The sequence below is a fragment of the Variovorax sp. GW823-FHT04F07 genome (assembly GCF_058795995.1).
In genome coordinates this window covers 1,170,384-1,195,155 of the sequence record NZ_JBXAIG010000002.1, presented here as the reverse complement: position 1 = coordinate 1,195,155, position 24,772 = coordinate 1,170,384, and the positions used below count along the sequence as shown (strand labels likewise).

General features: G+C 70.6%; 13 protein-coding genes and 1 tRNA gene. 8 read left to right on the top strand and 6 right to left on the bottom strand.

Annotation, left to right across the window (positions count from 1 at the left end; genetic code table 11):
• Positions 1-25: 25 nt before the first annotated feature.
• Positions 26-101 (top strand) — tRNA-Thr (locus tag AC1RAA_RS14745).
• A 105-nt stretch (positions 102-206) separates the two neighbouring features.
• On the opposite strand, the gene AC1RAA_RS14740 is transcribed toward AC1RAA_RS14745, so the two are convergent.
• Together AC1RAA_RS14740 and AC1RAA_RS14735 are read right to left on the bottom strand one after the other, a co-directional pair.
• Positions 207-1,022 carry a class I SAM-dependent methyltransferase gene (locus AC1RAA_RS14740; RefSeq protein ID WP_492728509.1) on the bottom strand — a complete coding sequence of 272 codons (816 nt, stop codon included), beginning with the start codon at positions 1,020-1,022 and terminating at the stop codon, positions 207-209.
• Positions 1,019-1,408, bottom strand: coding sequence for a cupin domain-containing protein (locus AC1RAA_RS14735; RefSeq protein WP_062473689.1), 390 nt, complete (start codon positions 1,406-1,408; stop codon positions 1,019-1,021). The genes AC1RAA_RS14740 and AC1RAA_RS14735 overlap by 4 nt, the downstream gene beginning before the upstream one ends.
• A 141-nt stretch (positions 1,409-1,549) precedes the next feature.
• Here AC1RAA_RS14735 and AC1RAA_RS14730 point away from each other — a divergent pair, with 141 nt between their 5' ends.
• Positions 1,550-4,699 carry an ATP-binding protein gene (locus AC1RAA_RS14730; RefSeq protein ID WP_492728512.1) on the top strand — a complete coding sequence of 1,050 codons (3,150 nt, stop codon included), beginning with the start codon at positions 1,550-1,552 and terminating at the stop codon, positions 4,697-4,699.
• 67 nt (positions 4,700-4,766) lie between these two features.
• On the opposite strand, the gene AC1RAA_RS14725 is transcribed toward AC1RAA_RS14730, so the two are convergent.
• From AC1RAA_RS14725 to AC1RAA_RS14710, 4 genes are all read right to left on the bottom strand, one after another.
• Entirely contained in the window at positions 4,767-5,114 is a 348-nt protein-coding gene (locus AC1RAA_RS14725) for a zinc ribbon domain-containing protein YjdM (RefSeq protein ID WP_101490947.1), read from the bottom strand.
• 89 nt (positions 5,115-5,203) lie between these two features.
• Positions 5,204-5,797 carry a hypothetical protein gene (locus AC1RAA_RS14720; protein ID WP_062473695.1) on the bottom strand — a complete coding sequence of 198 codons (594 nt, stop codon included), beginning with the start codon at positions 5,795-5,797 and terminating at the stop codon, positions 5,204-5,206.
• 49 nt (positions 5,798-5,846) lie between these two features.
• Positions 5,847-7,568, bottom strand: coding sequence for a single-stranded-DNA-specific exonuclease RecJ (gene recJ / locus AC1RAA_RS14715; protein WP_369644567.1), 1,722 nt, complete (start codon positions 7,566-7,568; stop codon positions 5,847-5,849).
• On the bottom strand, positions 7,565-8,542 hold the full coding sequence (locus tag AC1RAA_RS14710; protein WP_492728513.1) for a hypothetical protein: 978 nt from the start codon (positions 8,540-8,542) through the stop codon (positions 7,565-7,567). The genes recJ and AC1RAA_RS14710 overlap by 4 nt, the downstream gene beginning before the upstream one ends.
• A gap of 123 nt (positions 8,543-8,665) precedes the next feature.
• Between AC1RAA_RS14710 and AC1RAA_RS14705 the strand changes: the two genes are divergently transcribed.
• The 6 genes from AC1RAA_RS14705 to AC1RAA_RS14680 all read left to right on the top strand — a co-directional run bounded on the left by AC1RAA_RS14705 (position 8,666) and on the right by AC1RAA_RS14680 (position 24,755).
• Positions 8,666-9,922 carry a lipoprotein-releasing ABC transporter permease subunit gene (locus tag AC1RAA_RS14705; RefSeq protein WP_062473701.1) on the top strand — a complete coding sequence of 419 codons (1,257 nt, stop codon included), beginning with the start codon at positions 8,666-8,668 and terminating at the stop codon, positions 9,920-9,922.
• The gene (gene lolD, locus AC1RAA_RS14700) at positions 9,915-10,592 is read left to right on the top strand and encodes a lipoprotein-releasing ABC transporter ATP-binding protein LolD (RefSeq protein WP_390346302.1); all 678 of its coding nucleotides are present in this window, start codon (positions 9,915-9,917) and stop codon (positions 10,590-10,592) included. Before AC1RAA_RS14705 ends, lolD begins: the two co-directional genes overlap by 8 nt.
• A 235-nt stretch (positions 10,593-10,827) precedes the next feature.
• Complete coding sequence (locus AC1RAA_RS14695) at positions 10,828-11,586, top strand: TonB-dependent outer membrane receptor (RefSeq protein ID WP_492728515.1); 759 nt, start codon at positions 10,828-10,830, stop codon at positions 11,584-11,586.
• Positions 11,587-11,593: 7 nt separating this feature from the next.
• Entirely contained in the window at positions 11,594-12,112 is a 519-nt protein-coding gene (locus tag AC1RAA_RS14690) for an RNA polymerase sigma factor (RefSeq protein ID WP_307584202.1), read from the top strand.
• Between the two features lie 99 nt (positions 12,113-12,211).
• Entirely contained in the window at positions 12,212-13,231 is a 1,020-nt protein-coding gene (locus AC1RAA_RS14685; RefSeq protein ID WP_492729812.1) for a FecR family protein, read from the top strand.
• A 100-nt stretch (positions 13,232-13,331) separates the two neighbouring features.
• On the top strand, positions 13,332-24,755 hold the full coding sequence (locus tag AC1RAA_RS14680; protein ID WP_492728516.1) for a filamentous hemagglutinin family protein: 11,424 nt from the start codon (positions 13,332-13,334) through the stop codon (positions 24,753-24,755).
• Positions 24,756-24,772 lie beyond the last annotated feature (17 nt).

Below are 24,772 nucleotides of genomic sequence, written 5' to 3'. Positions count from 1 at the left end.
TCGTCGCCAGCACTGCTTTCTTTCAGCCGCTTTAGCTCAATTGGTAGAGCACCCGCCTTGTAAGCGGAAGGTCGTCAGTTCGATTCCGACAAGCGGCACCAATCAAAAAAGCCCGACAACGTCCTGCGTTGCCGGGCTTTTTCTTTGTCTCCCTCGACCTGTCCGGCGGTCCGGACCGGCCACAGAAGCCGACGGAACGCCGCGGATCAGCCCACGTCCACCGTCACCCGCAGGAACGTCGCGGCGATCAGGCAGGTGTTGGGGTACTGGCTCTGGTTCTGGCTCTGGAACAGCGTCACCAGTTCCGCACGCAGTTCGTCGGTGCGCCCCGCCTGGGCTGCCGCGTCGAATGCGTTCATGGTCGGGCCGTAGAACTGCCGGAAGGTGTCGACGAATTCCGCCGCCGAGCCTTTGAAGTCGAAGATGTAGCTGTCGCGTTCCCAGCTGATGGCCTCCGAGGCAACGCCCGCCGCGCCGAAGCGCTCGATGATGTTCGGGGTCGAGCCCCAGCCCATCGGGCTCACGAAACCCTCGGGCGGCGGAGGCGCATACGACGAGCTGATCTTCAGGATCTGCGCCACCAGCGTGGGGTCGTTCGGGATCCAGTTGCCCATGAGGATGCGGCCGCCCGGGCGCGTGACACGCACCATCTCCCGTGCCACGTCGAAGGGCTTGGGCGCGAACATGGCGCCGAACATGCTGATGACGAGATCGAAGGACTTGTTCTCCAACCGCAGCTCGCAGGCGTCCCCTTCCTCGAACCTGCAGCTGGCCGACAGCCCGGCCTGGGCCGCCCGCCGGTTGCCCGCGGCGACCAGGTTGGCGGCGATGTCGATGCCCAGCACCTGCGCGCCGAGCTTGGCGGCCGGGATGGCGGTGTTGCCGTCGCCGCAGCCGAGGTCCAGCACCTTCATGCCGGGCGTGATGCGGGCGTGCCGCACGACGTCTTCACCGCTCTCGCGCATGCTCTCGGCGATGCGGGTGAAGTCGCCTTTCTCCCAGAGGGCCTTGTTCGGGTTCATGACTTCACCTTCTCGATCATGTGGTCGATCACGTGCGTGTGCTCGTGTTGCGGGCTGAACATCACGATCTCCGCGTCGGCGTCGACCTTGACGTTGTGGCCGGGCGGCCAATAGAACAGGTCGTTGGTCTGGACGGTCTCCTGCTCCCCGGCGTCGTCGGTGGTGGTGATCTGGCCCTTGAGCACGAACCCCCAGTGCGGGCACTGGCAGGAGTTGTGGTTGTTCAGGCCCTGGAACAGCGGCGTCGTGTCGACGCCCGCCGACAGCGTGAAGTACTCGCCGCTGATCTTGCTGTAGCCGGTCGCGTCGCCGAAATTCAGACGCTGCCGGATCAGGGCACCGGGAATTTCCATCTTCACGTCGACGGCGTCTTTTGCGATATGCATGAGGTACTCCTTGAGGGTCCGCGGGCGCGAGGGTGGTGCGTCTATTCGTTGCACCCGCCAGATTCGATAGACGGCATACTGATGCTCAACGCTTGGCGTTCCTGAAACGTTCCCGGCCCGTGCCGGGGGAAAGGAATCGCGATGTCGCCCCCACCGACTCCGCCGTCCGAAGCCGTGTCCATCCGGCTGCTGGGCCCGTTCCACCTGAGCGTGGCCGGCGATGACCCGCAGATTCCACCAGTGCCGCTGACCCGGCGCGCCGCCGAGCTGCTGCAGCTGCTGGCGTTGCAGCCCGGACGCAGCCTGGCGAACGAGCAGGTGGTGGACGCCCTGTGGCCGCACCTGGACCCCGACGCGGGCAGCGCCAACCTGCGCAAGGCCGCGCACCACGCGCGCCAGTTCATCGGCCAGCCCGACGCCCTGGTGCTGCGAGGCGGCCGGGTTTTCCTGTTGCCCGACCAGGCGGTGGCGTGCGACGCCGAGCGGTTCGAGCGCGCAGCGGACGAGGCCCTGCACAGCGGCGATCCGCAGGCCTGCAAGGCGGCCGCGCAGCTCTACGGTGGCGACCTCCTGCCGGACGCCCGCTATGAAGCCTGGACCGAGGCACCGCGCCAGCGGTTGCGCGACAAGTTCCTGCGGCTGCTGCGCCAGACCGGCGACCTGGAACGGCTGGTGCGAGAAGACCCCACCGACGAGGCGGCGCATGTGCAGCTGATGCGCGAGGAACTGGCGGCCGGGCGACGCTCTTCGGCGCTGCGCTGGTACGGCCACCTGCGCGACCATCTGCAGCAGACCCTGGACATGCGCCCCGGCCCGTCGGCCGAAGCGCTGTACCGCGAATGCGTGGCGGGCCTGGAGGGCGCCGCGCCGCGTTTTGTCGGCCGTGCCATGGAGCTGGTGCGTGTCCTGGGGTGGCTGCGCGCCAGCCTCGCGGGCCGTCCGGGGGGCGCGGTGGTGCGCGCACCGGCAGGAATGGGCAAGACCGCGTTCTGCCGCCGCGTCGCCGAGGAAGCGCGGGGCCTGGGCTGGCAGGTGCGCTCGTTGCAGGCCGGCGACTGGACACGGCCCTACGGCATCGCGGCCGACCTGGTGGAGCCCTTGCTCGGCGAACTGCCCGATGCGGCACAGGCCATCGGTGCGCACGCCCAGGCCGTGCTGGCGCAGATGACCGCCTCGGGCGACGTGAAACCGCTGGCCCTGCCGCTCGGGCGCCACCAGATGGTGGGCGCGGTGCGCCGGCTGCTGCTGGCCACGGCCGCGCACAAGCCGGTGCTGCTCATCGTCGACGATGCGCACGCGGCGGACGACGCGAGCGCCCAGGCGCTGACGCAGCTGGCGGCAAGCGGCCCCCCGGTGTTCGTGCTGCTCGCGTGCCGTCATGCGCTGCCGCCGCTGCTGGATCGGAACACTTCGCGCTTGCAGCGTGCCGGCCAGCTGGAGGCGCTTGAACTGGGGCCGCTGTCCGAGGAAGAAGCGGCGCTGCTCGCGGCCCGCTCGGCCGACTCACCGATGGCGGGCGAGGCCGCCACCGCCATCGCTCGTCGTGCCGAAGGCCTGCCGTTTGCCGTGGTCGAACTCGCGCGCGGTGTCGCCACGTCGGACGGCGCCACGGCGGTGATGTCCCGCAGCGTGTCGTCGGCCCTGGCCGAACGCCTGTGCGACCTGGACCCCGGCACGACGGAGGCCTTGCGCCGGTTGGCGCTGTCGGCCGAAGATTTCGACGTGGCCACGGCCGTGGCGCTGGCCGCCGACGAGGGCCACGACGCGTTGGCGCGGCTCGACCAGGCGCTGGCCGCAGGCGTGCTGGTGGTGGCTGATGGTCGCTACCGCTTCCGCCACGCACTCGTGCGGGAAGCGCTGGCGGAAGGCATCCCGCCGCACCGGCGTGTGCTGTTGCATCGCGACGTGGCGGCGCGGCTCGAGCAAGGCGGTGCGGCACCGGGCCTGGTGGGCCATCACTGGCTCGTTGCGGGCGATGCCGAGCGGGCGATGCCGTGTTCGTTGGCGGCTGCGCGCCAGGCCTTTCGCCTCGGCGCCTACGAGGACGTGTTGCGCCACATCGAGCCGCTGCTCGCGCACCGGGCGGCGCAGCCGGAAGCACTGGCGCTGCGTGCCGAGTCCCTGGACGCCATGGGCCGGCCAGGCACGTTGGCCGCCTACGATGCGGCCGCCGCCGTCGCGGAGGAAGCGCTGTCCCACGAATTGCGCGCCAAGCGAGCCTTGGCGCAAGTGAAGATGAGCGACCCGCCCGGTGCCCTGCAGTATCTGAAGGATGTGCATCCCACCACGGTGGCGGGGCGCCTCGCTGAAGCGCTCGCGTACAGCGGTGCGGCGGCCCTGGGCTTCGGGGACCCCGCCGAAGGCACGCGCCGGTCGGCCGAAGTGCGTCGGATTGCTTTGGAGACCGGTGACGAAGGCACGCTCGTGATCGCCTCCTGGTCGCAAGCCGCGGCGGCGCACGCGCGCGGTGACCTGCACGGCAGCGTGTGGGCCGACCTCAAGGAGACGAGCCACCTGCCGCAGCTGGCGGTGCGCGTGTTCGACGGCCACCTGTGCATCACGCAGCGCTTCCTGTACGGCTCGCGGCCGTATGCCGAAGTCATCGCGTTCGCCGATGCGCTGGCCACGGAAGCGCAGCGGCTGGGCGCGGCGCGCGGACATGCGTTCGCGGTCACGCTGCGCGGCGAGGCCTGGCTGCTCAGCGGCCAGCTCGACGCCGCCGAGCAGGACCTGGTGGCGGGCGGGCGCATGCACCGCGCGATCGGCGGTGCGACGGGCGAAGCGCTGTCGCTGCAGCGCCGCTCCGAACTGGCGATCTACCGCGGGCAGATGGACCGGGCGCGCGGCCTGCTCGACGAAGCGCTCGACGTCGCGCGCCAGTCCGACGTCGGCTTCCACCTGCTGGACCGCATCTACGGCACCCGCATCGCGATGGCCACGCAGCCCGACGCCGCGCTGGGCGTGCTGGAGGAGGCCGAGGCCAACGTGCGCGGACCGCTGGAAAGCTGCCCCGGCTGCCGCATCACCTTCGCCATCCCGGCCACCATCGCGGCCGCGAGAGCGCACGAGCTGGACCTGGCCGCCAGCCACCAGCAGCAATCCGAATACCTGGCCAACGTGGTGATGAAGTTGCCGGCCTGGTACGCGTCGCTGCACGAGGCGCAGGCCCACATCGAACGGGCCACCGGCCGTGTCGCTGCCGCACGCGAAGGCTTCGCCGCGGCGGCGCGCGAGTTCCATGCCTGCGGCCATGCGCTGGACGCCGCGCGCTGCCGGGAGTTGGCCAGCTAGGAAGTCCGCGCGGCACTGGCGTGACGAACGGACAGCGAGACGCTGCGCCGCATGAGCCAGGCCGGTCTCACGCCTTGCGCACGAATTCCGACTTCAGCTTCATCGCGCCAATGCCGTCGATCTTGCAATCGATGTCGTGATCGCCATCGATCAGGCGGATGTTCTTCGCCTTGGTGCCGACCTTCACGACCAGCGACGAGCCCTTGACCTTGAGGTCCTTGATGACGGTGACGGTGTCGCCGTCGTTCAGCACGTTGCCGACCGAATCCTTGATGACCCGCCCCTCATCGGCCGCGCTTTCGGCGGCAGCGCCCGAGGCGGACCATTCGTGACCGCATTCGGGACAGACAAGGTTGAGGCCGTCTTCGTAGGTGAATTCCGAATGGCATTGGGGGCAAGGGGGCAGGGTGCTCACGGCGGTAGGTAGGGTCCGTATCGGTTGAAGGACGTGGATACTAGCCTGCCCTCATGGACGCAGGTCCTGTTCCTGTTGGCCGCAGCGGCTCAATCCAAGGTGTCGAAGAGCCGGAAGATCCACGACAGCTGGTAAGCCAGCGTGCCAGCGACGAAGGCGGTGTGAAAGCGCGGGTTGGCCGATCGGGCCGCCGCGATGCACAGGCCCACGAGGATGGGCGTGCGGATGAGGTACTCCATCGCAAAGCGGGCGAAGTGCGCCTCGCCCTTGATCAGCGTGTCGACCACGTCGAGCAGGTAGGTCGCGGCCAGCAAGCCGAAGAACCACGCGCGGCGGGCGTAGAAGTAGTCGCGGTAGCTCGCGTAGTCCTGCATGCTGTCGGGAAAGAGCAGCGCGCACAGCAGGAACAGCAGGATCGCGTAGCTGACGATGAAGGCGTAGGTGCCGAAGGTCCAGCTGTCGATCTGGTACAGGCCGAACTCCCACCACCAGAAATGCACCAGCGCCAGCAGCACCGAGGCGACCCAGGCCAGGTGCACGGCATAGAGCCGGTACTGCGTCGGGTGCTGCACGATGCGTGCGACGCCCGACAACAGCCGGGTGACGCCCAGTCCGATGACCATGCCCATCACGACGCGGATGTGCGGAAAGATGTCGTGGGCCGAGATGGCTTCTTGCTGCATGCGAGAGTGCCCGGTCGAATGGATGGGCCTCCAGTCTAGGCCGCCCGCGTCAGACCTCCGCTCCCTCGACCAGAAAGCGCAACCGTCGCACCCCTTGCCACTCGTCCGCATCGAGCCGGAACGCCAGCTTCACGCGCGGCGGAAGCGGCTCGGTGTGGCTGAACCAGATCGCGTCGATGGGCTGGCCCTGGTGCTTGAGCTTGAGCGCCAGGTGCTTCTCGCCCACCAGCCGCTGCGACACCACCTCGACCTCTTCGCTGAAAGTGGGCGGCGCGAAGCCCTGGCCCCACACCTCCTTGTGCAGCGTGTCGACGAGGTCGATGCGCATGTACTCGCGCGCGATCGGCCCGTCGGTCTCGATCTGGCGCGTGAGCGCGGCCTCGGCCAGCCATTCGCCGGCCACCTGGGCCAGCGCGCGCTCGAAGACGGGAAAGTGTTCGCGCGCCACGGTGCAACCCGCGGCCATCGCGTGGCCGCCGAAGCGCAGCAGCACGCCGGGGTGGCGCTTGGCCACGAGGTCCAGCGCATCGCGCAGGTGAAAGCCCGGGATCGAGCGGCCCGAGCCCTTCAGCTCCTGCTCCTTGCCCGGCGCCGCGCTGGCCGCGAACACGAAGGTCGGGCGATGGAAGCGGTCCTTGATGCGCGAGGCCACGATGCCCACCACGCCTTCGTGAAAGTCCGCGCCGAACACGCTGATGGCCGGCGGCGGCGCCTCCACGCCTTCGCCATCGGCCGCGAACAGCGACTCGGCCAGCAGCAGCGCCTGGTCGCGCATGCCGCCCTCGATGTCGCGCCGCTCGCGGTTGATGCCGTCGAGCATGCGTGCGAGTTCGTCGGCGCGGCCCGCGTCGTCGGTCAGCAGGCATTCGATGCCCAGCGTCATGTCGGCCAGCCGGCCGGCCGCGTTGATGCGCGGGCCGAGGGCAAAGCCGAAGTCGAAGGTGGTCGCGGCCGAGGCGGTGCGGCCCGCCGCCTTGAACAGCGCCGCCACGCCGGCCGGCATCGCGCCCGCGCGGATGCGGCGCAGGCCCTGCGCCACGAGGCGGCGGTTGTTGGCGTCGAGCTTCACCACGTCGGCCACGGTGCCCAGCGCCACCAGCGGCAGCAGCGCATCGAGCTTGGGTTGCGTGGCGGTGTCGAACACGCCGCGCGTGCGCAGTTCGGAGCGCAACGCAAGCAGTACGTAGAACATCACGCCGACACCGGCGATGCTCTTGCTTTCGAACTCGCAGCCGGGCTGGTTCGGGTTCACCATCACGTCGGCCAGGGGCAGCTCGGGGCCGGGCAGGTGGTGGTCGGTCACCAGCACCTGCAGGCCGCGCGCCTTGGCGGCGGCCACGCCCTCGACGCTGGCGATGCCGTTGTCGACGGTGATCAGCATGTCGGCGCCGGCGTTGGCCACGCGCTCGGCGATCGGCGGCGTCAGGCCGTAGCCGTCCACCACGCGGTCGGGCACGAGGTAACTCACGTGCTTGCCGCCCAGCAGGCGCAGGCCGCGCACGCCGACCGCGCAGGCGGTGGCGCCGTCGCAGTCGTAGTCGGCCACGATGCACAGGCGCTTGTCCTGTGCGATGGCGTCGGCCAGCAGCACGGCGGCTTCGCGCGTGCCGCGCAGCGTGTCGGGCGGCAGCAGGCGCGCGAGCCCGTCGTCGAGCTCGTCCTTGCCGCGCACGCCGCGTGCCGCAAAGAGGCGCGCCAGCAGCGGGTGCACGCCGGCCTGTTCCAGCGCCCAGACGGTGCGCGGCGGGATGTCCCGGGCAATGATCTTCATAGGGACTCCAGCACCTGGGTGGCGCGGTTGCGGTCGAACAGGCCCTTGGCCCAGCGGGCGAGGCCGCGCGGCTGCACGGTGAAAAGCTGTGCGCCCCGGTCGCCGCACAGCGAGAGCGCCACGTCGGCGCCGCGCGTGAGGTCGGCGAGCAGGCCGGCGACGGCGCCCGCATCCAAGGCCTGCCAGGCGGCGGCCCAGGCCAGGCCGTCGTCGCGCAGCGCGGCGTCGCGCAGCGCGAGGTCGACGACCGGCGTGCGCGACAGGGGTGGCGAGGGCAGGTCGCCGTCCTTCAGGACGCCGGTGCCGCTGAGCCAGAACGAATTGATCGGCGGCACGCCGCGCGCGGTGCGCTCGTCGTTCACGCGCTGCGTGTACAGCAGCATCTGCATCTCGTTCTGCAGCCGGCGCAGCGGCCGCGAGGCATCGCCCAGCGGCGACCATTGCGAAATGGGGTACCCCACCGCGCGGTCGATGGAGGCCGTGGCCAGCCCGTCGAAGATGGGCGCGCGGGCGAGCCAGCGGCCCGGCGTGCCGGAGGGGTAGAGCGCGATGCCGTCTTCCTCGAAGAACGGCTGCGCCACGGCCAGCAGGGCCATCGACTCGGCGGCATCGATCTCGATGGCGCTCGGATCGCCCAGCGCCACGTCGTCGATGCCGACCTGCCAGTTGCACAGCGTCACCAGGCCCCAGGCCTCGGGGTCGCCGGGCGCGGCCAGGCCGGTCTTGCGGGCTTCGAGCGCGGCCCAGGGAATGCAGCCGTCGTCGGCAGGGGGCAGGCCGAGCGCGCGGGCCAGCGCGCGTTCGTGCGGCGGGGAGCGGGTGCTGTCGTCCTGCGTGTCGGTGTCGGCGAGCGTCAGGCGCAGCAGCAGGGTTTCGAGGTTCGGCAGCCGCAGGGTCGCGAGCGCCGCGCGGCAAGCCGGGGAACCGCGGCCGGCAAAGGGAATCAACAGATGACGTGGGAGAGGTTCGGCCATTTCCCTATTGTCCGGGATGCCACAATTCCACCGTATGACCTACCCCCTCGCTCCTCACCCCGAGTATTTGCCGCCCCCCGCGGGTGCGCCCATGCCCCTTGAGGCCACGGGGCGGGGCTTCTGATGCGATTCCCCTACGAACTGCAGCTCGGCTGGCGCTACACGCGCGCAGGCCGTGCCACGCGACGCAACGGCTTCATCTCCTTCATCTCCGGCGTGTCGATGCTCGGCATCGCCCTGGGCGTGGCGGCGCTGATCATCGTGCTCAGCGTGATGAACGGCTTCCAGAAGGAAGTGCGCGACCGCATGCTCAGCGTGGTGTCGCACATCGAGATCTTCTCGCGCGACGGCCAGGCCCTGCAGGACATCGACGCCATCATGGCCGACGCCCGCAAGAACCCCGAGGTGATCGGCGCGGCGCCTTTCATCAACACGCAGGCGCTGATCGCGCGCGGCGAAGACATGAAGGGCGCCATCGTGCGCGGCATCGACCCCGCGCTGGAGCCCGAGGTCACCGACACTGGCGGCATCGCCAAGGGCGGCACCTTCGACAAGCTGGTGCCCGGCGAGTTCGGCATCGTGCTGGGCATCGAGCTTGCGCGCTCGATGTTCGTACAGCCCGGCGACCAGGTCACGCTGGTGGCGCCGGGCGGGCAGGTCACGCCGGCCGGCGTGGTGCCGCGCCTGAAGCAATTCACCGTGGTCGGCGTGTTCGACTCGGGCCACTACGAGTACGACTCGGCGCTGGCGATGGTGCACGAGAAAGACGCCGCCAAGGTGTTCCGCCTCGAAGGCCCGACCGGCATCCGCCTCAAGCTGAAAGACCTGCACGAGGCGCGCGAGGTGGCCGACCAGCTCGCCGTCACGCTGCCGGGCCAGTTCCTCATCCGCGACTGGACGCGCCAGAACAAGACCTGGTTCGCGGCCGTGCAGGTCGAGAAACGCATGATGTTCATCATCCTCACGCTGATCGTCGCCGTGGCGGCCTTCAACCTCGTCTCGACGCTGGTGATGACCGTGACCGACAAGCGCGCCGACATCGCCATCCTGCGCACGCTGGGCAGCTCGCCGCGCAGCATCATGGCCATCTTCGTGGTGCAGGGCGCCATGGTGGGCGTGATCGGCACCGTGGGCGGCCTGCTGCTGGGCCTGGGCATTGCCTACAACATCGACGTGATCGTGCCCTTCCTGGAGCAGCTCTTCCACGCCAGCTTCCTGCCCAAGGACATCTACCTGATCAGCAAGATGCCGAGCGACCCGCAGCAAAGCGACATCATGCCGATCGCGATCATTTCCCTCATCCTGGCCTTCCTGGCCACGCTGTATCCGAGCTGGCGCGCCAGCCGTGTGAACCCCGCCGAGGCCCTGCGCTATGAGTGATGTCGTCCTGAAGGCCCGCGGCCTCACCAAGCGCTTCCATGAAGGCCGCATCGACCTCACCGTGTTGCACGGTGTCGACCTCGACGTGCACGCCGGCGAAACGCTGGCCATCGTCGGCGCGTCCGGCTCCGGCAAGAGCACGCTGCTGCACCTGATGGGCGGGCTCGACGCACCCACCGCGGGCAAGGTCGAACTGCTCGGCAAGGACATCGCGCATGCCGACCCCGCCGAGCAGGGCCGGCTGCGCAACCATCACCTGGGCTTCGTCTACCAGTTCCATCACCTGCTGCCCGAGTTCAGTGCGCTCGACAACGTCGCGATGCCGCTGAAGATCCGTCGCGTCGAAGCCGGCGAAGCGTCGCAGGCCGCAGCGAAGATCCTCGCCAGCGTGGGCCTGGGCGAGCGCCTGCATCATCGGCCGGCCGAGTTGTCGGGCGGCGAGCGCCAGCGCGTGGCGATCGCGCGTGCGCTGGTCACGAAGCCCGCCTGTGTGCTCGCTGACGAGCCCACCGGCAACCTCGACCGCAGCACGGCCGACGCCGTGTTCGCACTGATGCTCGACCTCGCGCACCGGCACGGCACGGCCTTCGTGATGGTCACGCACGACCAGGACCTGGCCAAGCGCTGCGACCGTGTGCTGCAGCTGGTGGCGGGGCGCCTGGCGGGCTGAGCGTCGGTCAGCCGCTCGAGGGGCGTCCTCGGGCTTCCTGCGGCACACGGGATGCGCGCCACGCGCCGGGGCGCAGGAAGGTCTGACGTTGCAACGAGACCGTCACACGCCGGTGACAGCATGCAAGTTTCCCGACTGGCGTGCGCTCCTTGCCGACTCGACTTTTCTCCCTGCCATGGCTTTCGCATCCTCACGTCGGGCGTGACGATGCGCGCGGCATCGTTGCGCCGCGAGGGTGAGCGAGGTGCACCCTGGGTTCGCGGGCTCGGCAGGCCGCAGCGTCGCACTCTGCGCGCTCGCGCTGTCGTGGCTGGCCGGCACGGCCTGGGCGAGCGACGGATCTGCATCACCGCTGCGTGAGGGCGAGGCCCCGGCCGGCGCGGTTCCAGGCGCGGGTGACGCCGCACTGGCGTTCGACATTCCCTCGCTTCCGTTGGCCGATGCGCTCAAGCGCTATGCCGCCGTCACGCGGCAGCCTGCACTCTTTCGCAGCGAAATCCTGGCCGGGCTGACGTCCTCCGCAGTGCGCGGGCTTTACGCCCCCGACACCGCGCTTGAACTGTTGCTGGAGGGCACGGGCCTGGTGGCCGAAAAGGTCCGCACGGGTTCGGCCGTCACGCTCGCGCTGAGGCCGGCGCAGGCCCGGGCGGAGGCCCCGCGCGCGGCCAGCCTGGGAAGCCTGGCGGGCTACCCCAGCCTGCTGCAGGCGCGGGTCTGGGAAGCGTTGTGCGGCAATGTGCGCACGCGGCCGGGAACATACCGGTCCTTGCTGCGCTTCGAGGTGGACGAGGGGGGCCAGCTTCGCCGGCCGCGCCTGCTCGGCCTGACTGGCGACGCGGCCCGCGACGCCGAGATGCTGGAGGTTCTGCGGGGCGTGCGCCTCGCGCATGCGCCGCCGCCGGACCTGCCGCAGCCCTTGACGCTGCTCATCCTGCCCACCGATGCGCGCGGCGGAACGCGCTGCCGCGAGGCGGCCGGCCGCTCGCCGTCCTGACCTGTCCATGGCCGAAGACGTCCGCCCCGTGCTCATGGACTACCTGTCCAGGCACTACGACGCCCTCAAGCGCCAGTTGGGCCGCGCGTTGCGCAATGCAGACCTGGCCGAGGACGCGCTGCACGACACCTGGCTGCGCGTGAACGACCAGGGCGGAAGCGACGCAGGGCCGATCCAGCGGCCGGGCGGCTATCTCGTGCGCATGGCGTTCAACATTGCGCTGGACATCCAGCGTCGCCAGAGCCGCAACCTGCCTTTCGAAGAAATCGATGCGCTGATGGAACTGGCCGACACGGCGCCGGGACCCGCGCGGATCGCCGAGGCGCGTTCGCAGCTGGACGCCGTGATCAAGCTGCTGGACCGCATGCCGGCGCGGCGGCGCGAGGTCGTCGTGCTCGTGCACATGGAGGGACTGACGCAGCCCGAAGTGGCCCGGCGCCTGGGCATTTCCCTGCGCACCGTCGAATACGAACTCAAGCATGCGCACGACTACCTGAGTGCCCGGATGGCCCATGACAAAAAATAGTTGCGGGATCGGCGCGGCCCGTTCGTCGTACGGAGTGAAGAATCGAATCACCCTGGCGCTCGCAACGGGCCGAGGCCCAGAAGAAGGGTCGCGGCCGTGATGCACGACCCCCTGACGGCACCGGTCGACGATCCCGCCCTCGCGGTCGACACGACGCGGCACGAGGCCTGGGAGTGGCTGCGGCTGCTTCATTCGGGTGCCGTCAAGCCGCAGGACGCCCAGCGCTTCAAGCACTGGCTGGCGCGCAGCCCGGCGCACGCGGCGGTCTTCAAGGAGGCCAGGGCGCAATGGGCCGTGCTCGGTCAGGCCTCTGCCGGCGTGCTTCGCACCAATGCCGATGCGGCGGCGTTTCATGCGCGCCACCAGCCCCGACCGGTGCTCGCGCGCCGCGCCTTCCTCGGAGCGGCAGCGGGCGCGGCGGCCATGGCCGGTGTCGCGGGCGTGGCGGTGTTCCATCCGTCCGCGGGCTTGTGGCCCGCGCCGGCGGGATCGGGTGCCGACTACCGCACTGCCACCGGCGAGCAGCTGGAGGTGGGCCTCACCGAGCGGGTGCAGGTCACCCTGAACACCCAGACCCGCATCCGGCGCCGCACGGTGGACGGCCGGACGACCGGCGTCGACCTGCTCGAGGGCGAGGCCGCGTTCGATCTGTCGTCGGCCAGTGGCGCACGGCCCTTCGGCGTCGTGGCCGGGGCGGGCCGCAGCCTGGCCGAGTCGGGGCGTTTCGAGGTCCGCTACCTGGACGCCAAGGTGTGCGTGACCTGCATCGAAGGCGCGGTGCGCGTGGAGCATCCCGCGGGTGCGCGTGAGCTGCGCGCGCGCCAGCAGACGGTGTACGACGGCACGTCGGTGAGCAGCGTGGCGCTGGTCGGCGCCGCCAACCTGTCGGCCTGGCGCAAGGGCGAGCTGGTGTTCACGCAGGCCCGGTTGTCCGACGTGCTCGACGAGATCAACCGCTACCGGCGCGGTCGTGTGGTGCTGATGAACACGGCCGCGCGCAGCCGCTTGGTCACCGGGAGCTTCTACATCGCATCGCTCGACCTGGCGCTGGTGCAGCTGCAGCATGCCTTCGATCTCGACGCCCGTTCATTGCCGGGCGGATTGACGGTTCTCAGCTGAATCGGACGGCCGTGGTGCGCGGCCTGAAAAATAAGTTGCGGGGTCGTGGGGCGCCCGTTCGTCGTAGTGCATCGACTCAACTTTCCGGCGGAAACGACTCATGAGCACACGCGGGCCCCTCACACCGATCCACGCAACGAAGGCGCGCAACCGGCGGCAGGCGCGGCGCTTTCGCATGGCGCCGATCGCGCGCGCCATTGCCATGACGCTGGCGGCCAACGGCGCCCTGGTGCTGGATGCCCAGGCCCAGCAGGCCTTCAGCGGCGCCTGGTTCGCCAACAAGAGCGCGGTGCAGAACACCGCCTCGGCGACGGGCCGCCTGCCCAACGGCATGCCGGCATCGATGCTGACCAACCCGCTGGAGCAGCGCAAGGCCGGCGAACAGTTGCAGCGCTCCATGGGCAACCTGAACATGGCGGCGCGTTCCATTGCCGCGCAACAGGCGGCGCAGGCGGCCGCACGCGAGGCCGCATCGAACGGGGGCTCGGACATCCCCGACGGCCTGGCCGACGGCGGGCTCAAGGTCGATACGAACAGCCTCACCGCAGGCTGGCTCAATGCCAGGGCGCCGGTGCAGACCGCCGCGGGCGGCCGCACCGTGGTCGGCATCGAGCAGACCGACGACAAGGCGATCCTGAACTGGGAGAGCTTCAACGTCGGGAAGCACACCACGGTGCAGTTCGACCAGAAGGGCGGCGCCAAGCCCGACGGCACCAACGCGTGGATCGCGCTGAACCGCATCAACGACCCGAGCGGCCGACCCAGCCGGATCGCGGGGCAGATCAAGGCCGACGGCTCGGTGTACCTGGTCAACCGCAACGGCATCGTCTTCACCGGCTCCAGCCAGGTGGACACGCGCTCGCTGGTCGCGTCCAGCCTTGCGCTGTCGGACAAGCAGTTCAAGCTGGGCATCAACAACCCGCAGGTGCTCACCAACCAGGGCAACGATTTCCCGATTCCCCAGTTCGGCGAGTTCACCTCCGCGCGGCCCCTTATCTACGGCGACGCGGGCTTCAAGGCCGGCGTCGGCGGCGCGCCCGACAAGATGGGCGACGTGGACCGCTTCGTTCCCGGCGCGGCGCCCGGCGAAGTGCGTGTCGACGCAGGCGCGCAGCTGGCGGCGAACAGTGGCGGCAAGGTCATGCTGTTCGCGCCCAAGGTGCGCAACGCGGGCCGCATCTCGGCGCCCGACGGCCAGGTCATCCTCGCGGCCGGCGAGAACATCTACCTGAAGACGCCATCGACGCAGGACCCCAACGCGCCCCGCGGCCTCGACGTGGCCGCTTCGGCAGTGCCCGGTTGGGCTTTCACCGGCGGGCAGGTGTGGGGCGCGCTCAAGCTCTCGCCGGTCTATGCCGACGCCAACTTCGTCGCCGGCCTGCGCGACGTCGTCATGCCCGAGATGGCGGCGCGCGCCAAGGCGGTCGGCTACGAGGTGGTCAACACCGGCACCGTGCAGGCCGACCGCGGCAACATCACCCTGCAGGCGCAGGACGTGCGGCAGTCGGGCGTGCTGAGCGCAACCACCGCGTTGAACAACCGCAACGGCTCGATCCTGCTGCGCGCCTGGGGCCTGGGCTCGCACATGTACGCCGATGGTGTGAACGACCTGATCAACTGGTCGGCCGGCACGCTCACGCTGGGCGAGGGCAGCATTTCGCAGGTATTGCCCGACACCTCGGACACCAGCGAGATCGAAGCGTCCGCGCTTGCCACGCGCTACCAGCCGGGCCGCGTGAGCCTGTACGGGCAACTGATCGACATCCGCTCGAAGGCCGGCGTGCTGGTGCCGGCGGGAACCATCAAGCTCGAGTCGGCGGTCAATCCGATGTTCACGCTGTTCCCGTATTTCAAGCCCGGCAGCCTGCGCGACGCGAGCCGCATCTACGTGGACAACGATGCCTTCCTCAGCGTGGCCGGCCTGCAGGGCATGCAGGTGGCCATGTCGCGCAACTTCATCGAGGCCGAACTGCGCATCAACGAACTGCGCGACTCACCCATGCAGCTCGACGCGTGGGTGCGCGGCAAGAAGGTGATCGTCGACCGGCGCGTGAGCGGCGTGTTCAAGGACGGCCCGATGGCGGGCGTGCAATGGGTGCTGGGCCCCGACGGCGCCACCTACATTCCCGGTGCCTGGGTGGGCACGCCGCTGGGCGACGTGAGCGGCTGGGTGGGCGTGGGCAAGACCGACCTGGGCGAGCTCTCGGCCAACGCGGGCAGCATCGAGATGCGCGCGGGCGGCTCGGTGATCACGCGCACGGGATCGATGCTCGACGTGTCCGGCGGCTCGGTGCGCTACACCGACGGCATGAACACCGCGACCAAGCTCATGGGCGCGGACGGCCGCGTGCACACCATGGACCGGGCCATGTCCGACACCGACTACACCGGCATCGCGGGCGAGTTCACCAACCAGCATGCGCGCTGGGGCGTGAAGACCACGTGGCGCACGCCGCTCATCGGCGCCGACTACAAGGAAGCCGGCTACACCGAAGGGCGCAAGGCCGGCGCCGTGCAGATCTACGCGGGCGACACCATGGTGCTCGAGGGCGACATGCTGGGCGGCGTGGTGGTGGGCGAGCGCCAGTCGAAGAACCCGGGCGGCAACAAGGGCGGCCGGCTGCAGCTGGGCGAGAACTCGCCGGACGGCCGGCCGTGGTCGCCGGGCACCATCATCGTCAGCCACGACCCGAAGCGGCTCGCGCAGGACTTCGATGCGAACACGAAGCTCGGCGACGACTTCTATGTGCAGTTGAAGCCGGGCGAGCAGAAGTCGCGCAAGCTCACCTTCCTGTCGGACGACATGCTCAGCAATTCGGGCATGGGCACCATCGTGCTGAACCACATCAACGGCGACTTCGAGCTTGCGAGCGGTGCCGCGCTGAACCTCTCGCCGGGCGCGTCGCTCTCGGTGGCCGGCACCGAAGGCTCGACCAACGACATCCGCATCAACGGACTGATCCGCGTGCCGGGCGGGCAGATCGGGCTGTCGTCGGCCTACGGAAAAGTGGAGCTCGGCGAGCAGGGCCGGCTGGACGCCAGCGGCCAGTGGATCAACACCTGGCGCGACGGCGCACTGCGCGGCGCCTGGGCGCTGGACGGCGGCGCGATCACGGTGATTGCCGGAAAGATCGTGGCCCACAAGGATGCCGTGCTCGACGTATCGGGCGGTGGCCGCGCGGACCCCGGCAAGCAGGGCCTGCCGACGCTGCGCGTGGGCAATGCGGGGTCCATCTCGCTGGCCGGCGTGACGCCCGACCTCGACCTGAACGCACTGAACATGCGCGCCCATGCAGCGGGCTCGGCGGGCAGCCTGTCGATCCAGACCGCCTCGGCGGTGCAGATCGGTGGCGTGCCGCCCGTTTCGCCGCCGGACGAAGCCGGGGCCACTTCGGCCTCCTCGGTGGTGATGCTGCCGCCCACGCTCTTCGGCGAGCGCGGATTCGGCAACGTCACGGTCTCGGTGCGCGGCGAAGGCAAGGGCATCGTGGTGCCCGAAGGCGTGGTGGTGTCGCAGCAGGCCACGAGCATCGACCTGAACAACTTCGCTTGGCGCGACCTGCCGAGCGGCCGCCACCTGGCCGAGGCAGCGCCCCTGGGCATGCTGCGGCCCGACGAACGCGCGGCGCGAAGCCCCGCGGCGCTGTCGCTCGGCACCGAGAACGGCCCGGTCCGCATTGCGCGGGGCGCCAGCGTGCGCACCGACACCGGCGGCAGCCTGTCGCTGAACGCCGGTAGCGAACAGGGCGTGCTGACGGTCGGCGGGCGCCTTGACGCACCGGCGGGCCGCATTGGGCTGAGCGGCGGCACGGTCGTCCTCGAAACCGGCGCCGAGCTGCTGGCGCGCGGCGTGCCGCTGATCCGCATCGACAGCAGCAGCGGCCGCCGCGTGGGCGAGGTGCGCGACGGCGGCACGGTGAGCATCCTGGCGGGCGACATGCGGCTGGAGAAAGATGCGCTCATCGACGTGTCGGGCGCCACCGGCACGATCGACGGCGTGCCCGATGCCGGCCCCTCGGGCACGCGCGTGCACCGGCCCGCACCGGAGATCCGGCTGGACAGCAACGGCGGCCTGATCGAGATCACGGGCAAGGGCCTGATCGAAAGCACGATGGTGGGCAAGGCGGGCGGGCCCAACGGCATCGGCGGGCGTATCCGCCTGAACATGACCGCGACATCGGGCCCGACAGGCTCGCCGCTGGAGCAACTGCAACGCGTGCTGCAAGACCCGGACTGCGTGGGCCTGGCGGTGGACGGCGTGTGCAGCGACTGGCGGCAGGGCGTGGACTACGACTGGGCGCCCGGCCTGCGCAGCTACGGCTACGAGATCGACGGGCCGATGATCCTGTCGTCGGCGCTGCTCGCGAAGCTGGCGGACGTGAAGGAGCTGGTGGTGTCCGACCGGCTGGGCCTGCCCGGCGCGAACGGCGCGCTCGATGCGGCGCAGTTCGGCCTGACGCCGCAGGCGCTGGACCTGTTCCGCGACGCGCTCTTTTCGAGCGACCTGCTGCGCGACCTGCTGAGCAAGCCCGGCCAGGTGTCCACGCTGACGGTGCGTCCGCAGGCCTTCAAGGACGGCGGCTTTGCCGACCTCTCGCTGGTGAATGCGACGCAGGGCGCGATTCGCCTGGACAACGCGAACCTCGCGCTGGGCCGCTCGATCTGGCTGCAGGGGCCGATCGTCGGGCACGCGGGCTCGTCGTCGTCGCTGCGCGCGCCACGCATCGTGCTGTCGGCCGTGCCTGCCGCCTCGCCTGAAGCGCCGGTATCGTTGGCAGGGGCGGGGCAGCTCACCGTGGCCGGCTCGCTGATCGACATCTCGGCATCGGAAGACCCGACCCAGTTCCAGGCCGGCGCCGTGCGCATCGGCGGCTTCGGCCGCACGGTGCTCGAAGCCACAGAGATCCGCATGGGCGGCGCGCTGCCTTCGCCGATCAACGAAGAAACCCGGCTGCAGGTCAACCTGGACGTGGACGGGCAGCTGGTGCTGAACGCCGGCCAGGTGTACCCGACCACCGCGATGACCGGCGTGATCCGCGCCGGCGATTCCATCACCGTCGAGCGCCTGGGCGATGCCGGCAGCGCACCGCTGTCGGCCGGCGGCAGCCTGCGCCTGGAAGCACCGGTGATCGCGCAGAACGGCGTGCTGCGCGCGCCCTTCGGCCAGATCGAGCTGAACGCCGGCGAGCGCCTGTCGCTGGGCGCGGGCAGCCTCACCTCGGTGTCGGGCGCCGGAATGACCGTGCCCTTCGGCACGCTGTCCAACAACGAGCACTGGCACGACCCGTCGAAGGCGGTCGATCCCGCCAATCCGTCGACTGGCTCGCTGGTCGCGCCGCCTGAAAAACGCATCACCATGAAGTCGCCCGACGTGGCGCTGGCGCGTGGCGCGGTGGTGGACATCGCGGGCGGCGGCGACCTGCATGCCTCCGAATTCGTGCCGGGCCCGGGCGGCTCGCACGACATGCTGAACATGCCGGGCATGTACGCGATCCTGCCGGGGCAGGGCGGTGCGGCGCCCGCTGGCGGTGCCGCGGCGGGCCAGCGCGTCTGGCTCGCCGGCGGCCCCGGTCTGGCGGCCGGCTGGTACACGCTGCTGCCCGCGCGCTATGCACTGCTGCCCGGCGCCTTCGCGGTGCAGGCAACGGGCAAGGCCTGGGGCGGCGCACTCGCACCCGCCACCCGCGCACCGGACGGCAGCCTGGTCATGCAGGGCAAGGCCGGCAACGCCTACGGCGGCAACCAGGACGTGCAGGCTTCGGCCTGGCGCGTGATGTCCGGCGCCGTGCTGCGGCGCTACTCCGAATACAACGAGGCCACGGCCAACGACTTCTTCTCGTCCGAGGCCTTCAAGCTCACGCAGTACCGCCTGACCGGGCAGAACGTGGTCACGCCGCGCCTGCCGCGCGACGGCGGTGCGGTGGTGTTCGACGCCGGCCGCCGGCTGGTGCTGGACGGCACGCTGCGCTCGGCACCCGACGAGGGCGGGCGCGGCGGGCTGGTCGACATTGCCGGCAAGAAGATCGCCATCGTCGGCAGCGGGCAGGACAGCGCCAGCCTGCAGGCCGACGGCTACCTTGTCATCGATGCGGCGAGCCTGTCGAACTTCGGCGCGGGCAGCCTGCTGGTGGGCGGCAAGCGCAAGGGCAACGCGCTCGGCCTGGAATTGGACGTGACCGCGACCGACATCGTGGTGCGCAACAACGAGGGCTCCGAGCTGTCCGGCCCCGAGATCATCCTGGCCGCCAGCGACAAGGTGGCCATCGAAGGCGGAAGCCGCGTCAGCGCGAAGGGCGCGGGCGGGCGCGGCGCGGGCAACCTGGTCATGAAGCCGCGGGTGGCGGCGGTCTACGCCGACCCGGACGGGCAACTGGACGACAACTTCGACGGCGTGATCGACGCCAAGGACGCGGTGGACGACGTGCTCGTCTCGGCCGCCAGGGACTGGGGCGCGCTGGTGCGCGTGGCCACCGGCGATGCGGTCAAGGTCATCCGCCAGGGTGTGGACACCTCGCGCGGCGGGCTGGTTTCCATCGGTGCGGGCGCCATCGTCAACGGCGATGCGGCCTTGCTGATCGACGCCACGCGCACGACGGAACTGGCGGCCTCGGCGCAGATCGCGGGCACCGACCTGTCGGTGGCGGCCGGCCGCATCGGCTTCGGCGGCGGCACCGAAGGCATGGTGCTGGACAGCGGCGCGCTTGCGCAGCTGGGCCGTTCGACGCGCCTGACGCTGCGCAGCTACACCGACTTCGACTTCTACAGCTCGCTCGACCTGGGCGCGGCCGGCCTGAAATCGCTGACCTTCGACGGCGGCGCATTCGTGGGCCGCGGCGCGGGCGACGTGACGATCAAGGGCGACAGCATCGCGCTCGTCAACAGCGGCGGGGGAGGCACTGGCGTGCCCGCCGCCGGCGGTGCGGGCGGCTTCACGCTGGACGCGGCCACGCTGGTGCTGGGCGCGGGCCAGAAGACGTTCTCGGGCTTCGGCGCGGTGACGCTGGCGGGCCGCAACGCGATCGTCGGCGAGGGCGCGGGCGGCATCGACACGGGCGCGTCGCCGCTCACGCTGAACACGCCGCTGCTGACCGGCCGCGGCGGCGCGGCGCAGTCGATTGCCACGGGCGGCGCCTTGCAGGTCGTCGCTTCGGCGCAAGGCGAGGCCGCGTCGTTCGACCCGCAGGAAAGCCTGGGCCTGCGCCTGGCCCTCAGCGGGCGCAGCATTGCCTTCGACGGCCGGGCGGTGGCGCGGGGCGGCAGCATCGACATGACGGCGACCGGCGGCAGCCTGGTCGTGGCGCGCGGCGCCACCATCGACGTGAGCGGCTCCGCCAAGCAGTTCTTCGACGTGGCCGAATACGCGGACGCGGGCCGCATCGGCCTGTCGGCGGTGGGCGGCGACGTGCGGCTGGAGGCCGGCAGCCGGCTCGACCTGGCCGCCCACCCGAGGGGCGGCGACGCCGGCACGCTGAGCCTGGCGGCATCGCAGGGCGGCACGGTGGCGCTCGACGGCCTGATCGCGGCGCAGGCGGGAGGCAATGGCGGCAAGGCCGGCAGCTTCGCGCTCGACATCGAGGCGCTGCCCGATTTCGCCGGCGTGAGCCAGCGGCTGAACGACGCCGGCTTCAACCGCTCGCGCCAGTTCCGCATCCGCCAGGGCAACGTGGCACTGGGCGGCTTCACGCAGGTGGAAGACTTCGGCCTCACGGCGGACCGGGGCAGCATCGACATCTCGGGCACGGTGGATGCGCGCTCGGCCTACGGCGGCGCCATTCGCATCACCGCCGGCAACGGCGTGGCAATGCAGGCCGGCGCGCAACTGCTCGCCGGTGCCACCGGCAGCCTGGGCAACGGCCGCGTCACGCTCGAAGCGGCGGGCGGCCAGCTCAACCTGCAAGGCGGCCTGATCGACGTGGCCGGCAACGAAGGCGGCAAGGTGCGCCTGCGCGCGCAGCAGAACGCCACGCACGACGACGTCGCCGTGAGCGCGCTGAACGTCGCGGTGAACGGCGCGCGCTCGGCGGTGCTCGAAGGCGTGAGCGTCTACGACGTGAAGGACTACGACGGCGCCACGGTCGATTCGGTCAAGCCCGACGCCATTGCCGATGCCGCGCGTTTCAGGGCCGCATCGGGCGGGGTGGCGGCACGGCTGGGCACCGGGCTGGCCGTGATGCCCGGCATCGAGGTCCGCAGCGCGGGCGACCTCGCGTTGAACAGCGACTGGAATCTTTTCAGCGATTTCTCCGGCGCGCGCGAAGGCACGCTGACCTTGCGCGCGGGCGGCAACCTCGCCATCAACGGCCACCTGAGCGATGGCTTCGACGCGGCCGACCGCAGCGGCCGGCTGCAGGCGGGCCCGTCGTGGAACCTGCGGCTGGTGGCCGGCGGCGAACTGGCCTCGGCCGATGCGATGGCGCTCAAGCCGCTCGCGGCGCAGGCCGCGGGCAAGGGGTCGATCACCGTGGGCACGGCCAACACCGCCGTGCCCACCGACATCGACCCGAAGCCTGACAACGGCGCGGGCAAGCTCGTGCGCACCGGCACCGGCGACCTCGAAGTGCGCGCGGGCCGCGACCTCACGCTGGCGCACAAGGAATCGGTGATCTACACCGCCGGGCGCAAGGACACGACGGTGTGGAGCGACTTCTCCACCGCCAACCCGAACGCCAGCTACGGCGTGGAAGGCGGCAACCTTGCCATCGGCGCGCAGGGCAGCATCGAGGCCGCGCCGTCGGGCCAGCACTTCACCGAATGGCTCAACCGGCAGGGCACGCTCAATGCCAAGCGCTTCTTCGGGGAATACACCAACGGCGAAAACGGCTGGAACCCCGACGGCGTCTACGGCCCCGTCATTCACGCGCCCGAGCAGTCGAGCTGGTGGATCGACTACGGGCGCTTCCAGCAGGGCGTGGGCGCGCTGGGCGGCGGCAACGTCAGCGTGGAAGCCGGCGGCGACCTGCGCAACCTGCTGGTCGCCTTGCCGACCCACATGCGCATGCGCGGCGGTCGCTCCGCCAGCGAGGCCATGGCCATGGAAATGCGCAACGGCGGCGCCATGTCGGTGCAGGCCGGCGGTGCGATCCGCGGCGGCCAGTACTACGTGGCGCGCGGCGCGGGCGACATCCGCGCCGGCGAAACGGCGGTCGGCCACACGGTGACGATAACCCGCGACGACAGCGGCGGCGGCCTCACGAAGAGCAGCTACACCGTGGCGCCGATCCTCGCGCTGGGCGACGCCACGCTGAGCCTGCGCACAGCCGGCGACCTGCGCCTGCAGACGGTGGTCGATCCGCTGCTGGTGACCTACGGCGAGGGCCTGCGAGGCGACGGCCAGGTGCTGAACTACGGCGCCTACATGAGCGGCTACACCGACCGCAGCGCGCTGCGGCTGGTGTCGACCGGCGGCAACATCACCTTCGTGAACCGGACCGAGTTCATCTTCCGCGACCTGCTGCTGCGCTGGGTCGAGAAGGACACGCTGGTGGGCTTCGGCGGCAACCGGTATCCGGCGCGCTTCTCGGCGGCCGCCCTGAACGGCGGCATCGCCATCGACGGGCCGCTGTATGTGCTGCCGGGCACCACCAACGACGTGCGCGTGGTCGCGAAGAACGACATCCGCTTCGACGCGCCGCTCGTCATGGCCTACGCCACGCCCGCGATGATGCCCACGGGCTACATGCCGGGCGGCGCGGGCTCGCCGTTCAGCCAGATGAACATGGAGGACATGCTCGACAACCTGATCGAGCGGGCACTGGCCTCGCCGGTCAACAACACGTACCTGCGCAGCGTGAACAACCCCGAGGTGCTGCCGCTGGCCAACGACTTCGAGCCCAGCCGCATCTATGCATCGCAGGGCTCCATCGTGGGGCTCGACGTGAAGGCCAACGAGCAGACCTGGGTGCGCGCGGGCACCGACATCCGCGGCCTGCGGCTGGCGGGCCGCAACCTGCGTGGGTCCGACGTCACGCTGCTGGAGGCGGGCAACGACATCCTGGCGATGCAGAGCACGGCGCGACTGGACCCGAACAACGATCTCTCGGTGGGCCTGACCGGCAACATCGAGATCCAGGGCCCCGGCACGCTGGTGCTGGCCGCCGGCCGCGACCTGTACGCCGACAACCTGCAGGTGCAGACGCTGGGCAACCAGCGCTACGACAGGAACAACCGCGCGCTGCCCGAGACGCAGGTCAAGGGCCTGCCGGAACACGGCGCCGCCATCACCGCCATGGCCGGGCTGAACCACGCCGTGGGCTACGACGCGTTCACGGCCGCCTACCTCGATCCGTCGAAGGTCGCGTCCATGCCCGACTACCTGAAGACCCGGGGCGCGGACGGCAGCGTGCTGCCCATCTACCTGGTGGACCAGGTCGAAACGCGCGCAGGCGGGCAGGAAAAAACCGTGCGCCGCGGCCTCGTCTCGTTCATGTCGGACATGACCGGCGAAAAGCTGGAGCCGCTCGAAGCCTGGGCGCGCTTCCAGAAATTGCCCCAGCTTGCGCAGCAGCAGTTCCTGCGGCAGGTGTACCTGCTCGAACTGCGCGAAGCCGGGCGCGACCAGAACGAGCCGGGCACCGGTGGCCTGCCGCGCAACGGCGGCTACAACCGCGGCTACACGGCCATCGAGACGCTGTTCCCGGGCGACACATGGAAGGGCGACGTGGCGGCCAACAAGCTGATGCTGCGCACCATGGCCGGCGGCGACATCGACGTGCTCACGCCCGGCGGCGGCCTGCAGGTGGCGGCGCTGGGCGCCGCGGTGCCGGCCGGCTACGGTCTGGTGACGCTGGCGTCGGGGCACATCGGCATTGCGGCCAGGAACGACGTCACCGTGAACCAGTCGCGCATCCTGTCGTTCGTGCCCGAGGTCACGAAGCAGGGCAGCGACCAGATCATCTGGTCCACCGTCGGCGACATCGACGCCGGGCGCGGCGCCAAGACCGTGCGCGTGCCCTCGGCGCCCGAGGTGTCCACCGACCTGGACGGCGTGACGGTGATCCGCGAGAAGTCGGACATGAGCGGCAGCGGCATCGGCACCGTGGGCGACGGTGACGTCGACCTGGTCGCGCCGCGCGGCACCGTGAACGCCGGCGATGCGGGCTTGCGCGTGGCGGGCAACCTGAACATTGCGGCGCTGCAGGTGCTCAACGCGGACAACATCCAGGTCAAGGGCGAGACCAAGGGCCTGCCGGTGATCGCGTCGGTGAACATCGGCGCGCTCACCAACGCGAGCGCTGCCGCTGCGCAGGCGACGGCCGCCGCGCAGGACGCGGTGCAGCGCGAGCGCGCGGCCGCGCGGCAGGCGCTGGCGTCGGTCTTCACGGTGCGCGTGCTCGGCTTCGGCGACGAGCCCGCACAAGAGGGGCGCGACGCGCCGGCGCCGCGGTCGGGACTGCAATCCGGGGCGCAGGTCGACTACGACCCGCAGAACCCCGTGCAGGTGGTGGGCATGGGCCGCAAGATCGACCCCAGGCACTGGGCCGCCCTGAGCAGCGACGAGCGTCGTCGCCTGCAGCAGGACCGCTAGGCGGGCAGGAGCGGCAT

What these genes read in the sequence shown, in the direction of transcription:
- AC1RAA_RS14685 (WP_492729812.1), top strand. Translation starts at nt 12,212, where the DNA reads ATGCACGACCCCCTGACGGCACCGGTCGACGATCCCGCCCTCGCGGTC.
- AC1RAA_RS14680 (WP_492728516.1), top strand. Translation starts at nt 13,332, where the DNA reads ATGAGCACACGCGGGCCCCTCACACCGATCCACGCAACGAAGGCGCGC.
- AC1RAA_RS14720 (WP_062473695.1), bottom strand. Translation starts at nt 5,797, where the DNA reads ATGCAGCAAGAAGCCATCTCGGCCCACGACATCTTTCCGCACATCCGC.
- recJ (WP_369644567.1), bottom strand. Translation starts at nt 7,568, where the DNA reads ATGAAGATCATTGCCCGGGACATCCCGCCGCGCACCGTCTGGGCGCTG.
- AC1RAA_RS14730 (WP_492728512.1), top strand. Translation starts at nt 1,550, where the DNA reads ATGTCGCCCCCACCGACTCCGCCGTCCGAAGCCGTGTCCATCCGGCTG.
- lolD (WP_390346302.1), top strand. Translation starts at nt 9,915, where the DNA reads ATGAGTGATGTCGTCCTGAAGGCCCGCGGCCTCACCAAGCGCTTCCAT.
- AC1RAA_RS14705 (WP_062473701.1), top strand. Translation starts at nt 8,666, where the DNA reads ATGCGATTCCCCTACGAACTGCAGCTCGGCTGGCGCTACACGCGCGCA.
- AC1RAA_RS14710 (WP_492728513.1), bottom strand. Translation starts at nt 8,542, where the DNA reads ATGGCCGAACCTCTCCCACGTCATCTGTTGATTCCCTTTGCCGGCCGC.
- AC1RAA_RS14740 (WP_492728509.1), bottom strand. Translation starts at nt 1,022, where the DNA reads ATGAACCCGAACAAGGCCCTCTGGGAGAAAGGCGACTTCACCCGCATC.
- AC1RAA_RS14735 (WP_062473689.1), bottom strand. Translation starts at nt 1,408, where the DNA reads ATGCATATCGCAAAAGACGCCGTCGACGTGAAGATGGAAATTCCCGGT.
- AC1RAA_RS14690 (WP_307584202.1), top strand. Translation starts at nt 11,594, where the DNA reads ATGGCCGAAGACGTCCGCCCCGTGCTCATGGACTACCTGTCCAGGCAC.